10 protein-coding genes are annotated in these 15,433 nt (G+C 61.7%); 7 read left to right on the top strand and 3 right to left on the bottom strand.

The annotated features are described in order from the left end of the window. Positions 1-53: 53 nt before the first annotated feature. Entirely contained in the window at positions 54-407 is a 354-nt protein-coding gene (locus P346_RS21205; protein WP_032656673.1) for a DsrE/DsrF/TusD sulfur relay family protein, read from the bottom strand. A gap of 72 nt (positions 408-479) precedes the next feature. Between P346_RS21205 and nasR the strand changes: the two genes are divergently transcribed. The 7 genes from nasR to P346_RS21175 all read left to right on the top strand — a co-directional run bounded on the left by nasR (position 480) and on the right by P346_RS21175 (position 12,793). Next, complete coding sequence (gene nasR, locus P346_RS21200) at positions 480-1,664, top strand: nitrate regulatory protein NasR (protein WP_032656674.1); 1,185 nt, start codon at positions 480-482, stop codon at positions 1,662-1,664. A gap of 227 nt (positions 1,665-1,891) precedes the next feature. Next, on the top strand, positions 1,892-3,139 hold the full coding sequence (locus P346_RS21195; RefSeq protein ID WP_032656675.1) for a CmpA/NrtA family ABC transporter substrate-binding protein: 1,248 nt from the start codon (positions 1,892-1,894) through the stop codon (positions 3,137-3,139). 2 nt (positions 3,140-3,141) lie between these two features. Next, positions 3,142-4,020 carry a nitrate ABC transporter permease gene (gene ntrB / locus P346_RS21190; protein ID WP_032656676.1) on the top strand — a complete coding sequence of 293 codons (879 nt, stop codon included), beginning with the start codon at positions 3,142-3,144 and terminating at the stop codon, positions 4,018-4,020. A 9-nt stretch (positions 4,021-4,029) separates the two neighbouring features. Further along, positions 4,030-4,818: an ABC transporter ATP-binding protein gene (locus tag P346_RS21185; RefSeq protein WP_032656677.1), complete on the top strand. Its 789-nt coding sequence runs from the start codon at positions 4,030-4,032 to the stop codon at positions 4,816-4,818. 12 nt (positions 4,819-4,830) lie between these two features. After that, complete coding sequence (gene nirB / locus P346_RS0121335) at positions 4,831-8,817, top strand: nitrite reductase large subunit NirB (protein ID WP_084492128.1); 3,987 nt, start codon at positions 4,831-4,833, stop codon at positions 8,815-8,817. After that, entirely contained in the window at positions 8,814-11,339 is a 2,526-nt protein-coding gene (locus P346_RS21180; RefSeq protein ID WP_032656678.1) for a nitrate reductase, read from the top strand. The genes nirB and P346_RS21180 overlap by 4 nt, the downstream gene beginning before the upstream one ends. A gap of 47 nt (positions 11,340-11,386) precedes the next feature. Beyond that, positions 11,387-12,793, top strand: a complete 1,407-nt coding sequence (locus P346_RS21175; protein ID WP_032656679.1) for a YchO/YchP family invasin — start codon at positions 11,387-11,389, stop codon at positions 12,791-12,793. A 3-nt stretch (positions 12,794-12,796) separates the two neighbouring features. On the opposite strand, the gene narL is transcribed toward P346_RS21175, so the two are convergent. Then, positions 12,797-13,447, bottom strand: coding sequence for a two-component system response regulator NarL (gene narL / locus P346_RS21170; RefSeq protein ID WP_008499531.1), 651 nt, complete (start codon positions 13,445-13,447; stop codon positions 12,797-12,799). Further along, the gene (gene narX, locus P346_RS21165; RefSeq protein ID WP_032656680.1) at positions 13,440-15,236 is read right to left on the bottom strand and encodes a nitrate/nitrite two-component system sensor histidine kinase NarX; all 1,797 of its coding nucleotides are present in this window, start codon (positions 15,234-15,236) and stop codon (positions 13,440-13,442) included. Before narX ends, narL begins: the two co-directional genes overlap by 8 nt. Between the last annotated feature and the right edge of the window lie 197 nt (positions 15,237-15,433).

Below are 15,433 nucleotides of genomic sequence, written 5' to 3' on the forward strand. Positions count from 1 at the left end.
ACTTGATGCTGAAACCGCGTCCATAAGAAAATAATATTTTTACGGGTTTATTATTAAAAAGTTAATACTTTATCGGCGGACAGCGTCCACTCGGCCAGCTCAATCAGCGTACCAATCTCTACGCCATCAATCAGCGGTAGGCCGGTAATGCCGCGGCCGTCGGTGCAGGTCTTGCACAGCTTCACCGGCACGTTTTGCACGGTGAGGATCTCCAGCATCTGCTGAATGTTATAGCCTTCTGCCGGTTTTTGACCCTTCAGCCCCGCGGTGACCGCGTCCGACATTAAAAAGAGTCGTAACGCCAGGTCACTCTCCTTTTCACGCAGCGCAATCGCCAGGCGCAGGCTGTTGAAAAGGGATTCGCTGCCGTAAGCCGCACCGTTGGCGACGATCACAATCTTTTGCATGTTGACTCCTGTTCTTATAAAGGCACGAATATTGCTTAGCTTTCCCGAGTTTCGCTGTTCTGGAGAGTAAGCATGACATTAATGGCTGGCATTTCGCCAGGCGCTGGCGAATGGCTCGAGCGCGCAAGGATGATGCGCCGGGAGCAGCTCAGCAAGCTGGCACAGCTTGGCGTGCTTGTGCACGGCATTAGCCAACTGGTGCATATGTTACAGTGCGAGCGTGGGGCGTCCAACGTCTGGCTCTGCTCACAGGGTAAGCTCTACGCCCCTGAATGCAAAGCCAGCCGGGCGCTGGCGGATGAAAACCTCGCTGCACTTTATGACATTCTTGAAAAACAGTCGCCGATCCCGGGAAGTACCGTCTGTGAACGTATCGGCGGCGCGCTTCAGAGCCTGGACATGCTTCCCGCGCTGCGCGACGGTGTTATTCAGCAAACGGTAACGGCGCCGCAGGCGATGGAACACTACTCCCGCATGCTTCGCCATCTGCTCAGTATCGTGCCGCAGCTCAATGACAGCATTGACGATCCGCAAATCGCCGGGCGTTTTGTTGCCCTTTATAGCCTGATGCAGGGGAAAGAGCTGGCGGGACAGGAACGGGCCCTGGGGGCGATTGGCTTCACGCAGGGCTTTTTCGATGATGTGACTCGCCAGAGGCTGGTTGACCGCATCGACGGGCAGCAGGCCTGCTTTGAAATTTTTCTCTCACACAGCTCCGCTGACGTCCAGACCACCTTTTCTCTGCACTGCCAGCCCGATCGTGAAACGGAGCAACTCCGGCGCGTAGCCTGTACCCGCCAGCCTGCCGCGGATGATGGCCTTACCGCTCTGGCCTGGTTTGCTCTGCAAACCGCGCGCCTTGAGCATCTGCGCACGCTGGAGGAGACGCTCATCGCCGATCTGATGACGGCGGTGGACGAGCGTATTTACCGTAACGATGAGTACGTGCCTCCCGCCGATGAGCAGGACGACCCGCTGATACAGTATCCGGAAAAACCGTTGCTCACCCTGGTGCGCCAGCAGGCACGCGAGATAGAACAGCTCTCGCGCCAGCTTGCATCGCTGCGCGATACGCTTGAAGAGCGCAAAGTCATTGATAAAGCGAAAAGCGTGCTGATGACCCACCAGAATATGAGTGAGGAACAGGCCTGGACGGCGCTGCGCAAAATGGCGATGGACAAGAACCAAAGGATGGTGGATATCGCCCGCGCGCTGCTGATGGTGAAGAATTTATGGCAGGTAACACCAAAGGAGTAGCTGCACGGTCAGCGGGCATTTTGTGCCTGATTAAGGTGCGTGCAGGCGAGGGGAGTTCGGTTAGCGCCCCGGAAACTGAGGGTTAAAACCTGGCATTCACTTTGCATTATCGGATTAACCATTTTTGACGATGCGCCAACGGCGGCGCATGCGTCTTCGGGATAAAGGCGTCCACTGGTGCTTCGGCATCGTGGGCGCTTTTTTTTGGTTTTTTTTCAGGAGTGGTCATGGCGGATTTGTCGAGACGGCGTTTTTTGCAGGCCAGCGTGCTGGCGAGTGGCGCAATGCTGTTACCGGGTATCATGCAGGCCGCATGGGCGGCAGGCTCGGATAAACCGGAGCAGGAAACGGTGCGCATCGGGTTTATCCCGCTGACCGACTGCGCCCCGGTGGTTATCGCGGCGCTGAAAGGCTTTGATAAAAAATACGGTATTACCATCGTACCCACCAAAGAGGCGAGCTGGGCGGCGGTGCGCGACAAGCTGGTGGCGGGCGAACTCGATGCCGCGCACATTCTCTACGGCCTGCTGTACGGCCTGGAGCTGGGCATCGCCGGCAAGCCGCAGCAGATGGCGAACCTGATGACGCTCAATCAGAACGGCCAGGCGATTACGCTTTCCAGCGATCTGGCGGAGAAGGGCGTACGAGACCTTGACGGGCTGAAAAAGCTCATTGGGCAGCAGGCGCCCGGCACCTACACCTTCGCGCACACCTTCCCGACCGGGACGCACGCCATGTGGCTCTACTACTGGCTGGCCAGCGCGGGCATTAACCCCTTTGACGACGTGCGTACGGTGGTGGTGCCGCCGCCGCAGATGGTGATGAACATGCGCATTGGCAACATGGTCGGCTTTTGCGTCGGCGAGCCGTGGAACGACCGGGCCATCAACGACCGCATCGGTTTTACCGCCGCCACGTCGCAGTCTATCTGGGCCGATCATCCGGAAAAAATCCTCGGTACGCGCCGCGACTGGGTGGAGAAAAACCCGCACACCGCGCGGGCGCTGGTGAGCGCGGTACTGGAGGCGGCGCGCTGGATCGAAGCCTCCCCGGAAAACAAACGCGAGACCGCGCAGATCCTCTCGCGCCGGGCGTGGCTCAACTGCAAGGAACAGTATCTCACCGGACGCATGCTCGGCGAGTACGACAACGGCCTGGGCCAGCGCTGGCAGGACGCGCACCCGATCCGCTTCTTCAACGAGGGGGCCGTCAGCTACCCGTATCTCTCCGACGGCATGTGGTTCTTAACCCAGTTCCGCCGCTGGGGCTTGCTCAAATCCGCGCCGGACTACGCGGGCATCGCGCAGCGCATTAACCAGACCGCGGTCTGGCAGGATGCCGCCACGGCGGTGGGGGGCATCAGCACACCGACTTCACCATTACGCAGCAGCACATTGATGGACGGCACCGTCTGGAACGGTACCGACCCGGAAGGATACGCCAGCCGTTTCGCCATTCACCGTAAAGGGGCCTGATTATGCAGCATCTGCAAAAGACGAATTCACACGAGACGCCGGAGAGTGGGGAGATGATTGTCCTGCCTCCGGTGCAGGTTCGCCGCCGTACGCCGACGTTTGCGCGTCGGATTAACGCGATCCTCCAGCGCATCATCCCGGCGTTTCTCGGTCTGGGACTGCTGGTGGTGCTCTGGCAGCTGGCGGCGATTAACAGCAAAGGTTTCCCGACGCCGCTCAGCACGCTCGATTCCGCCATCACCCTGTTTGCCGATCCGTTTTATCGCGACGGGCCTAACGATATGGGCATCGGCTGGAACGTGCTCGCCTCATTACAGCGCGTGGCGGTGGGCTTTGGCCTGGCCGCGCTCACCGGGATCCCGCTCGGCTTCCTGATTGGTCGCTTCACCTTTTTCTCTCGCATGTTCGGCCCGCTGATCGCGCTGTTACGCCCGGTTAGCCCGCTGGCCTGGCTGCCCATCGGCCTGCTGCTGTTCCAGAAAGCGGAGCCCGCGTCGAGCTGGACCATTTTCATCTGCTCCATCTGGCCGATGGTGATCAACACCGCCGAAGGCGTACGCCGCATTCCGCAGGACTACCTCAACGTGGCCCGGGTGCTGCAGCTTTCCGAGTGGACCATCATGCGCCGCATTCTCTTCCCGGCGGTGCTGCCCGCGGTGCTGACCGGGGTGCGTCTCTCCATCGGCATCGCCTGGCTGGTGATCGTCGCCGCCGAGATGCTCACCGGAGGTTTAGGGATCGGCTTCTGGATCTGGAACGAGTGGAACAACCTCAACGTCGAAAACATTCTCATCGCCATCGTCATCATTGGCGTGGTCGGGCTGCTGCTGGAGCAGGGGCTGATGCTGATCGCCCGTCGCTTTAGCTGGCAGGAAAAATAAGGAGCGAACATGAAACCATTAATTCAGGTCCAGGCCGTGAGCCAGCGTTTTTCCACCGCCAGCGGCGAGTTTGTGGCGCTGCAAAACGTCTCTTTTGATATCCACGAGGGCGAAACCGTCAGCCTGATCGGGCACTCCGGCTGCGGCAAATCGACGCTGCTGAACCTCATCGCCGGTATTACCCTGCCGACGGAAGGCGGGCTGATCTGCGACAACCGTGAAATCGCCGGGCCGGGTCCGGAACGTGCGGTGGTCTTCCAGAACCATTCGCTGCTGCCGTGGCTCACCTGCTTCGACAACGTGGCCCTGGCGGTCGATCACGTGTTTCGCCACAGCATGAGCAAGGCGGAGCGCAGGGAGTGGATCGAGCACAACCTCGACCGCGTGCAGATGGGGCACGCCCTGCACAAGCGACCGGGGGAGATCTCCGGCGGCATGAAGCAGCGCGTCGGTATTGCCCGCGCGCTGGCGATGAAGCCGAAAGTCCTGCTGATGGATGAACCCTTCGGCGCCCTCGACGCCCTGACGCGCGCGCATCTGCAGGACTCGGTGATGCAGATCCAGCAGGCGCTGAACACCACCATCGTGCTCATTACCCACGACGTGGACGAGGCGGTGCTGCTCTCCGATCGCGTGCTGATGATGACCAACGGCCCGGCGGCCACCGTCGGGGAGATCCTGCGCGTGGACCTGCCGCGCCCGCGCAACCGGGTGCAGCTGGCCGACGACAGCCGCTATCACCACATGCGCCAGCAGATCCTCCATTTCCTCTATGAAAAGCAGCCGAAAGCGGCGTAACGAGGGGTTTTGATGCGACTGGTCATTATCGGAAATGGCATGGCGGCCACGCGGCTGATTGCCTCGCTCACCGGGCGTGCTGACGGTCGTTTCGCTATCACCGTCATCGGTGACGAGCCGGAGCATGCCTATAACCGCATCCAGCTTTCGCCGGTCCTGGGCGGTGAAAAGCAGGCTGCAGACATCTGTTTGCAGGATGACGACTGGTACCAGTCGCGCGGCGTGACGGTGCTGCGGGGCGAAAAGGCGATCGCCGTGAACGTGGACGCGCGGGAAGTGCAAACCACCGCCCGCACGCTGGGCTGGGACGCGCTGGTGTTTGCCACCGGATCAACGCCCTTTATTCCGCCAATCCCCGGCTGCGATGCGCCGCATGTGTTCACGTTCCGCACCCTGGAGGATACGCGGGCCATTCGGACGATCGCCGGTCCGGCGGTGGTGCTGGGCGGCGGCGTGCTCGGGGTTGAGACGGCGGCAGCGCTGGCGCGCTCATGTGACAACGTCACGTTGGTTCATCGCGGTCCGTGGCTGATGGAGCAGCAGCTGGATCGGCAGGCGGGAATGCTGCTGGAAGAGACGCTGGCGGCGCGGGGCGTGCGCTGTGAGCTCGCCTCGGGCATCGCAGCGGTGAGCGGGAATAGCGTGACGCTGCTCAACGGGCGCCGCGTCGTCGCCGCTCGCGTGGTGCTGGCGACCGGCGTGCAGCCCAGCGTCGCGCTGGCGCAGGCCAGCGGCATTCGCTGCGCGCGCGGCATCGTGGTGGATCACCAGATGCAAACCTCCGAACCGAATGTCTACGCCATCGGCGAGTGCTGCGAAATTGACGGGCAGACGTTTGGCCTGGTCGCCCCCTGCCTGGCGCAGGCGGAAATTCTGGCCGCGCGGCTGGCCGGGGACGCTACCGCGCCGTTTACCCTGACCGACAGCGGGATGCGCCTCAAGGTGACGGGCGTGGAGCTGTTCAGCCTCGGCCGTGCGGCGGAGCAGGAGGGCGACGTGGTCTGGAGCGCATGGGATCCGCTGACCCGTCACTATCGTCGTTTATTGATCCATCAGGGGGCGCTGGCTGGCGCGCTGCTGATGGGCGACTGCCGCAGCGCGGCAACGTTTACCGATTTACTGGCAACGGCCACGCCCGCACACGCGGACTGGCTGTTCGATCGTTTCACTACGCAACCGCAGGTTGCAGGACAGAATGCTATGACAAAACCTACTCTGGTGGTGGTTGGGCACGGTATGGTCGGCCATCATTTCCTCGAAGACTGCGTTAAGCGCAATCTGCATCAGCAGTATCAGATCGTTGTCTTTGGCGAGGAGCGCTATGCCGCCTACGACCGTGTGCATTTGTCGGAATATTTTGGCGGCCGCAGCGCGGCGTCGCTCTCGCTGGTGGAGGGGGATTTCTTTGCTGACAGCGGCATTGAGCTGCGCCTGTCGCAGCAGATCGTCGCTATCGATCGCGACGCGCGCGTGGTGCGTACCGCCAGCGGGCATGAGACCCACTGGGACAAGCTGGTGCTGGCGACCGGCTCATACCCGTTCGTTCCGCCCGTGCCGGGCAACGATTTGCCGGGCTGTTTTGTCTACCGCACCCTTGACGACCTGGACAACATTGCTGCACATGCGGCGGGCTCGCGCCGCGGCGTGGTGATTGGCGGCGGCCTGCTCGGACTGGAGGCGGCGAATGCCCTGAAGCAGCTCGGGCTGGAAACCCACGTGGTGGAGTTTGCGCCCAACCTGATGGCGGTCCAGCTCGACAACGACGGCGCGGCGATGCTGCGCAAGAAAATCGAGGCGCTGGGCGTCGGCGTTCACACCAGTAAAGCCACGACGGAGATCGCCACCGCGGACGGCGGGCTGGTGCTGCGCTTTGCCGATGGCGAACAGCTGGAAACGGACATGGTGGTCTTTTCGGCGGGCATCCGTCCGCAAGACGCGCTGGCGCGCAGCAGCGGGCTGGCTATCGGCGAACGCGGCGGGATCTGCATTGACGACGGCTGCCAGACCTCCGATCCGGACGTGCTGGCCATCGGCGAATGCGCCCTGTGGGAGGGGAAAATCTTCGGTCTGGTCGCGCCCGGCTATCAGATGGCGCGCGTGGCCGCCGCCGCGCTGGCGGGGGAGGATAAAACCTTCACCGGCGCGGATATGAGCACTAAGCTCAAGCTGCTCGGCGTGGACGTGGCCTCGTTCGGCGACGCCCACGGGCGCACCCCGGGGGCGCTGAGCTACCAGTGGACGCACGGCCCGCAGCAAATCTACAAGAAAATCGTGGTCAGCCACGACGGCAAAACGCTGCTCGGCGGCGTGCTGGTGGGCGATGCCAGCGAATACGCCACGCTGGTGCAGATGATGCTTAACGGCATCAGCCTGCCGAAAGAGCCGGAAACGCTCATTTTACCCGCGTCGTCAGGCAGCGCGCCAAAAGCGCTCGGCGTGGCGGCGCTGCCGGAAAGCGCGCAGATCTGTTCGTGTCATAACGTCAGTAAAGGCGATATTTGCCGGGCGGTGAGCGCGGGCGCGGCGGATATCGGCGCCGTTAAGCAGTACACCAAAGCGGCGACCGGCTGCGGCGGATGTAGCGCACTGGTGAAGCAGGTGATGGAGTTCCAGCTTGCGGAGCAGGGCGTGGAGGTGAAAAAGGACATCTGCGAGCACTTCCCGTACTCGCGCCAGGAGATTTACCACCTCGTGCGCGTCAACCATATCCGCACCTTTGACCAGCTTATCAGCCGCTACGGACAGGGGCACGGATGCGAGATCTGCAAGCCGCTGGTGGGATCGGTGCTCGCCTCCTGCTGGAACGAGTATCTGCTGAAACCGGCGCACCTGCCGCTGCAGGATACCAACGACCGCTACTTCGCCAACATCCAGAAGGACGGCACATACTCCATCGTGCCGCGCATGCCCGCAGGGGAAGTGACTGCCGACGGGCTGATTGCCATCGGGCAGATTGCGAAACGCTACAGCCTGTACAGCAAAATTACCGGCGGACAGCGTATCGATCTTTTCGGCGCCACTCTGGAACAGCTGCCGGCGATCTGGCAGGCGCTGGTGGAGGCCGGGTTTGAAACCGGACACGCCTACGGTAAATCCCTGCGCACGGTGAAATCCTGCGTCGGCTCGACCTGGTGCCGCTACGGCGTGCAGGACTCCACCGGCCTCGCGGTCCGGCTGGAGCACCGCTACAAGGGCCTGCGCGCGCCGCACAAAATCAAAATGGCGGTCTCAGGCTGCACCCGCGAATGCGCGGAGGCGCAGAGCAAAGACGTGGGGGTGATTGCCACCGATAAGGGCTGGAACCTCTATCTGTGCGGCAACGGCGGGATGAAGCCGCGCCACGCGGATCTCTTCGCCAGCGATCTGGACGACGAAACGTTAATTCGCACCGTCGACCGTTTCCTGATGTTTTACATCCGCACGGCGGATCGCCTGCAGCGCACCAGCACCTGGATGGACAACCTTGAGGGCGGCCTCGACTATCTGCGGGAGGTGATCCTCACCGACAGCCTCGGCATCGCCCACGAGCTGGAGCAGGAGATGGCCCGGGTGGTGGAAGCCTACCAGTGCGAATGGCAAACCACGCTCAGCGATCCCAGCCGCCTGGCGCTGTTCCGCACGACGGTGAACCAGACCGCGTCGGATGAAAGCAAGCGCTGGCAGGAAATTTGCGGCATCGACGATATCCCCGAGCAGGCGGGCATCGGCGCGCGGCTTGGACGTAAGCCGATTGCGCTCTTCCGCTTTGGTAAAACCGTTTACGCCCTCGACGATCGGGAGCCGGGCGGCGATGCGAACGTGCTTTCACGCGGCATTCTTGGCGATGCGGCGGGCGAGCCGGTGGTGATTTCACCGCTCTACAAGCAGCGCATTCGCCTGCGCGACGGCTGTCAGGTAGAGAACGGCGAACCCGCGGTGCGTGCGTGGCCAGTGAAGATTGAAAACGGCAAGGTGTGGGTTGGCAGCGACGCCCTGGTAATGCGTGCGGAGGCCTCATGACGGAAACCTGGACAACGTGCCCCTACTGCGGGGTGGGCTGCGGCGTGGTCGCCCGCGTGGAAGGTGAAGCGGTCAGCGTTCATGGGGATAAAACCCATCCTGCGAACCTGGGGCGCCTGTGCGTGAAAGGATCGGCCCTGGGGGAAACGACGGGCTTACAGGGGCGGCTTTTGCGCCCGGTCGTTGACGGCCTTGAGGTGGACTGGGCGCAGGCGCTGAGCGCGGCAGGAGAGCGCCTGCGGGAGATTATCGATAAATGGGGGCCGCAGGCGGTGGCGTTTTACGCCTCCGGCCAGCTGTTGACCGAGGATTACTATGCCGCCAACAAGCTGATGAAAGGGTTTATCGGCGCGGCAAACATCGATACCAACTCCCGGCTCTGTATGTCCTCGGCGGTGGTGGGCTACAAGCGCGCCTTTGGCGAAGACGTGGTGCCGTGCGGCTACGAGGATATGGAAAACAGCGATCTGGTGGTGCTGGCTGGCTCGAACGCGGCCTGGACGCATCCGGTGCTCTACCAGCGGCTGGTGCAGGCGAAGCACGACAACCCGCAGATGAAGGTGGTGGTTATCGATCCCCGCAGAACCGCCACCTGTGATATTGCTGACCTGCATCTGGCGCTCGCCCCCGGCAGCGACGCCGGGCTGTTTGTCGGTCTGCTTAATGTGATTCAGGGAACGGATGAGTGGCCCGTTGAGCGCGTGGCGGCGTTTTGCGGCCTCTCGCCGCAGGATATAGGCACCTTTTATGACTGGTTTATGACGGCGCCCCGGGCCATCACGCTCTACACCATGGGGATCAACCAGTCCGCCAGCGGCAGCGACAAGTGTAACGCCATCATTAACGTTCATCTTGCCAGCGGGAAGTTCAACCGTCCGGGCTGCGGCCCGTTTTCGCTGACCGGACAGCCAAACGCGATGGGGGGAAGGGAAGTGGGCGGGCTGGCGAACCAGCTGGCGGCGCACATGAACTTTGAGCCGGACGATCTCTCGCGGGTGGCGCGTTTCTGGGGAACGGAACGGCTGGCGCAGACGCCGGGCCTGATGGCGGTGGAGCTGTTTGACGCCATTGCCCGCGGCGAGGTGAAGGCGGTGTGGATCATGGGCACCAACCCTGCCGTGTCGCTGCCCGACAGCCACGCGGTGTGTCAGGCGCTGGCGAACTGCCCGCTGGTGATGGTTTCTGAGGTGATGAAGGATACCGATACCAGCCGGTTCGCCCATATCCGTTTTCCGGCGCTGGGCTGGGGGGAGAAGGACGGGACGGTGACAAACTCGGAACGCCGCATTTCGCGCCAGCGCGCGTTTCTGCCCGCGCCGGGCGAAGCGAAGCCGGACTGGTGGATCGTCGCGCAGATGGCGAAACGGCTGGGCTACGGCGAGGCCTTTGCCTGGCAACATCCGCACGAGATTTTTTGCGAACATGCGGCGCTGACGGCCTTTGAAAATGACGGCGCGCGGGCATTGAGTCTTCATGAACTGGCTGCGCTAACCCGTGAGGAGTGGGATCAGCTTGAGCCTTATCAGTGGCCGACGGGGAGTTTTCCGCGCCGAAACATCGTTCCCGTTATCCCTCTGTCGCACGGCGCGACGGTCAGCGCCTTATACCCGCTGATTCTCAACTCGGGGCGCATCCGCGATCAGTGGCATACCATGACCCGAACGGGATACGTGGCGAGGCTGATGCAGCATATCGCCGAACCGTTTGTTGAGGTTGGCCCGGCAGACGCCGTTCGGTTTTCCCTGTGCGACGGCCAGCTGGCGCGCATCAGCTCGCCGCGCGGCGTGATGGTGGCAAGAGTGCGAATCAGCGACGGGATACGGGAAGGCGAGGCGTTTGCCCCGATGCACTGGAACGCCGGGTTTGCCCGCCAGGGAAAGGTGAATGCGCTGGTGGAAGGGCGCTGCGATCCGGTTTCGGGCCAGCCAGAGAGTAAACAAACCGCCGTCAGGATCCTGCCCTGGCAGCCCGCCTGGCAGGGGGAACTCTATGCCCGGGAATGGCCGGAAATGCCCTCTTCGGCTTACTGGTGGCGTAAAGCCTCACGCCTGACGGTGGCGGGCGATCAACCGCTGCTGCCGTGGGTAATGGAATACGCCAGCGCTCGTGGCTGGCAGCTGCAGGTTGCGCAAACCGGCGAACGCAGCAGCGTGCTGGCCTGGCATGAAGGCCAGCTGATGCTGGGCTTCTGGGAGAGCACCGCGTTACCGGCGCTGGCGCATGCGGTGATTGAAGCCGCTTTTCAATCCCCACCCGTGCTTCTCGCAGAACGCCACGCCTTGTTGAACGGACAGAGCGTCGGGAAGGCGGCGGATCCGGGACGCATCATCTGCAGCTGTTTCAGCGTCGGGGAGAATGCGATACGGGAGGCGATCGTCGGCGGGTGTGATTCCGTCACCGCGCTGGGGGCGACGCTGCGCTGTGGTACGAACTGTGGCTCCTGCGTGCCGGAGCTGAAAGGGCTGTTTCAGGATAATCCTGAAATGTCCGCCAGAACTGCATTTCAAGGCTTATCGCGTTAACATAATAGGAGTTTATTCATAAACACAGGTTCTTATTTACGACGTTGATGGCTGTATCGTCCCGCATTCGTTTGCTGTTATTACTCTCCCTTGTTACGGTCGGAGCCGTTCACGGTGCGCCGAATTCCTTTATCCAGCAGGCGCAAAATCCCTTTGATAATAATGGGGATAGTTTGCCCGACCTCGGCATGGCGGCGCCAACGGGCGAGGGGGAAAAACACCTGGCCGAAATGGCGAAAGCCTTCGGTGAAGCCAGCATGACCGACAACGGCCTGACAACGGGCGAGCAGGCGCGTCAGTTTGCGTTTGGCCAGGTGCGCGACGCGGTGAGCGGCGAAGTGAACCAGCAGATTGAGTCCTGGCTTTCGCCCTGGGGGAACGCCAGCGTGAACTTGCTGGTGGATAACGACGGCAAATTTAACGGCAGCAGCGGGAGCTGGTTTATCCCCCGGAACGATAACAACCGTTACCTGAGCTGGAGCCAGCTTGGCCTGACCCAGCAGGCGGATGGCCTGGTCAGTAACGCCGGAATAGGCCAGCGCTGGGTCGCCGGGAAATGGCTGCTGGGTTACAACACATTTTACGATAACCTGCTGGACGAAAACCTGCAGCGTGCCGGGCTGGGCGCGGAAGCGTGGGGGGAAAATCTGCGCCTGTCAGCCAACTATTATCAGCCCTTTGCCGGCTGGCGCGATCGCTCCGACGTCCAGGAGCAGCGCATGGCGCGCGGCTATGACGTCACCGCTAAAGCCTGGCTGCCGTGGTTCCATCATCTGAATACCAGCGTGAGCTTCGAGCAATACTTCGGCGATAACGTCGATCTCTTCAATAGCGGAACGGGCTATCACAATCCCGTAGCGGTGAATCTGGGGCTTAACTATACCCCCGTTCCGCTGGTCACCCTGACCGCCGCGCACAAGCAGGGCGAAAGTGGCGCGAGCCAGAATAACCTCGGGTTGAAGCTCAACTATCGCTTTGGCGTGCCGCTGGTTAAGCAGCTTTCCGCCGGTGAAGTCGCAGCCACGCGCTCCCTGCGCGGAAGCCGCTACGACTCGCCGGAGCGCAATAGCCTGCCGGTGATGGAGTTCCGCCAGCGTAAAACGCTGTCCGTCTGGCTGGCGACGCCGCCGTGGGATCTGAAAGGGGGCGAGACCGTTATGCTGAAGCTTCAGGTTCGCAGCGCGCACGGCATTCGTGAGATCCACTGGCAGGGGGATACGCAGGCGCTGAGCCTGACGTCGCCGTCCAAAAGCAACAGCAGCGACGGCTGGAGTGTAATTATGCCTGCCTGGGATGACAATGAAGGGGCGACAAACCGCTGGCACCTGTCGGCGGTGGTGGAAGATGAGAAAGGCCAGCGCGTCTCGTCCAATGAGATCGTGCTGACCGTCGTGCAGCCGCTGGTCGCATTGCCGGACAACGACCCGCGCTGGAAGCTTCTGCCGGAGGAGTAATCCTTAAAAAATGCGTTCCTGATGCACCCACACCGCGGCTTCAACGCGGGATTTGAGCTTCATTTTCTTCAGCATATGCTTCACGTGCACCTTGACCGTGCTTTCGGTGATGTCCAGGCGGCGGGCGATCATTTTGTTCGGCAGCCCCTGGGCAATGAGTTTGAGAATATCGCGCTCGCGCGGGGTTAACTGGCTGACGTCACGGTCAGAGGTGGCGCGATTGGCGCGCAGGCTGGCAGCCAGCACCGGCGTTAAGGCTTCGCTGAGAACCATCTCGCCCGCCGCGGCCTGCTGCAGCGCCTTAAGCAAGTCTTCCGGCTCCATATCCTTGAGCAGATAACCATCCGCCCCGCGCTTCAGCGCCGTTACCACATCCTCTTCATGGTTCGACACGCTAAAGACGACGATGCGCCCGGAAAGCGATTTTTCCCGCAGCTTGTCGAGGGTTTCCAGACCGTTCATGCCGGGCATATTCAGATCGAGCAGGATCAGGTCGGGATCGAGGGATTCGGCAAGCTCAATGCCCTGTTCACCGTTGCTGGCTTCGCCAACCACGGTGATATCGGGCGCCATGCTGACCAGCTGTTTCACGCCAGTACGCAGCATCGGATGGTCGTCGATCAACAGGATGGATGCCGGTTCCTGATTAGTCATGGGTTTCTCCTTGAGCAGTTGTAAGCGGTTTCTCGGGAATAAAGGTGACCACGACTTCCGTGCCACCCGTCTCTCTCCGGCGAACCTGGCAATCACCGCGCAGGCTTTGGGCGCGGTCTCGCATAATAATTAAACCATAGTGGTTAGTGCGTTCGGCATTTTCCGGCACGCCGCGGCCGTTGTCGTGAACCGTGAGCTTCACCTGATTATTGTGCTGGCTGACGGTGACCGTTACCGCCGTCGCGCCGGAATGCTTAAGCACGTTGCTCAGCGCTTCACGGGCGATCTGCAGTACATGTATGGCCTGGTGGGAGGGGACAAACCGCGGCGGCAGCTGGTAGTCCAGCTTCACCGGGAACCCCAGTCGGGCGCTAAATTCGTGACAGCTGGACTCCAGCGCCGGACGCAGGCCCGGCTCGGTCAGCTGCAGACGGAAGGTAGTCAGCAGCTCGCGAAGCTGTATCCAGGAGGTGTTCAGCTCGTTGCGGATCTGGCTGAGCAGCTGCTTGTTGCTTTCGGGCATCTCCGCATCCTGCATCTGCAGGCAGCTCACCTGCATTTTCATACAGGAGAGCGACTGGGCGATCGAGTCGTGAAGCTCGCGGGCGATGGTCGCGCGCTCTTCCATGACGATCAGCTGCTGCTGCTTTTCCTGATGCCTGTCGAGCGCCAGCGTGGCCGTTAGCTGTTCGACCAGCGTATCGACCAGCTGCTGCTGGTCGTGGCTCAGGTGACGCCCGGCTGGCAGCGTTGCCAGCAGAATACCGTACTGGGTGTGGCTGTCGGTCAGGCGCCACTTCAGGGTGGTGCCGCCGGACGTCAGCGGCGGCAGGCCGCGAGGGCAAAGATGGCAGCCTTTGTCATCGCAGGACATATCCGACTGACAGGTAAATTCCTGATGGTTATCTTCGTCTTCCACATCGTAGACGCGCAGCTCAAGGTCGTGAAGCAGGGTCAGATTTTGCAGGCCGTTCAGCACCGGCGAGAGGCGTTCGCATAGCGGTACCTGCATGTGCAGACGACGGTTGGCCTGCCACAGGAAGGAGAGGATCTCGTTTTTCTGCTCCAGTCCGGCCGTTTTTTCCTGAACGCGCTGTTCCAGCACCGCGTAGCTCTCGGAGAGTTCCGCCGACATGGTGTTGAGCGCCTGGCCGAGCATGGCCATCTCGTTGCGCCCGCTGATGTGCGTGCGCTGGGTAAAATCGCGTGCGGTCACCGCGCGGGCCATTGCCAGCAGCTGTTTCCACGGGTTCAGCAGCCGCGCGCGGAGCCAGACGATGGTGAAGATCAGCAGCAGCCCCATAAACAGGGCCATGGCGCGGTGCACCATCACCACCCGGTCGATGCGGAGTTCGGTGGTTTGGTCGAAAGAGGAGACCAGCGCATCAATGCGTGAGACGAATCCCGCCACGTCCTGCGCAACGGTTTCCGTGCTGCGCGCCTGCTTCAGCCCGGGCTCCAGCTGGCTGTGCCAGTAGCCCTGAAGGGCGTTAAGCTGGGACTGCTGACCGGCGCGGATGGCCGCGTTTTCCAGTTCGGGGCTGAAGACCGTGCGCTCCATTTCATCAATCAGGGGCCGATCGTCCTGCGTCAGGGGAACCGACGCCAGCAGGCGATAACTCTGCATGCGTAGCGAGCCTGCCTCGTTGATGGCATGCGCATTACCCTGTACGCCCTGTACCAGCCAGCCGGAGATCGCCATGCCGGTCACGCCGATGGCGGTGGACAGCAAAACAATCAGAGCGAGCTGATTCACGAGCGTCAGCGGAGATAAACATCTTTTTAACATAGAGGTGGCGTGCTCCTGACGTGGCCTGCTTGCAGGAATGGCGCTATTCTGGTGCATACCCTGGAGTATACCCATACCAATAAAGGATTACCCCTAAATTGCCAACGGAGTAGGGGAAAGGAGGTGGGGGTAGCCAGGAACCGTCAGTGCCGTGAAAAACCACGTCTTTTTTACCGAATTAGCCTACTCACTAAGGG

It is taken from the genome of Enterobacter sp. DC1, assembly GCF_000568075.1.
Classification (GTDB): domain Bacteria; phylum Pseudomonadota; class Gammaproteobacteria; order Enterobacterales; family Enterobacteriaceae; genus Enterobacter; species Enterobacter asburiae.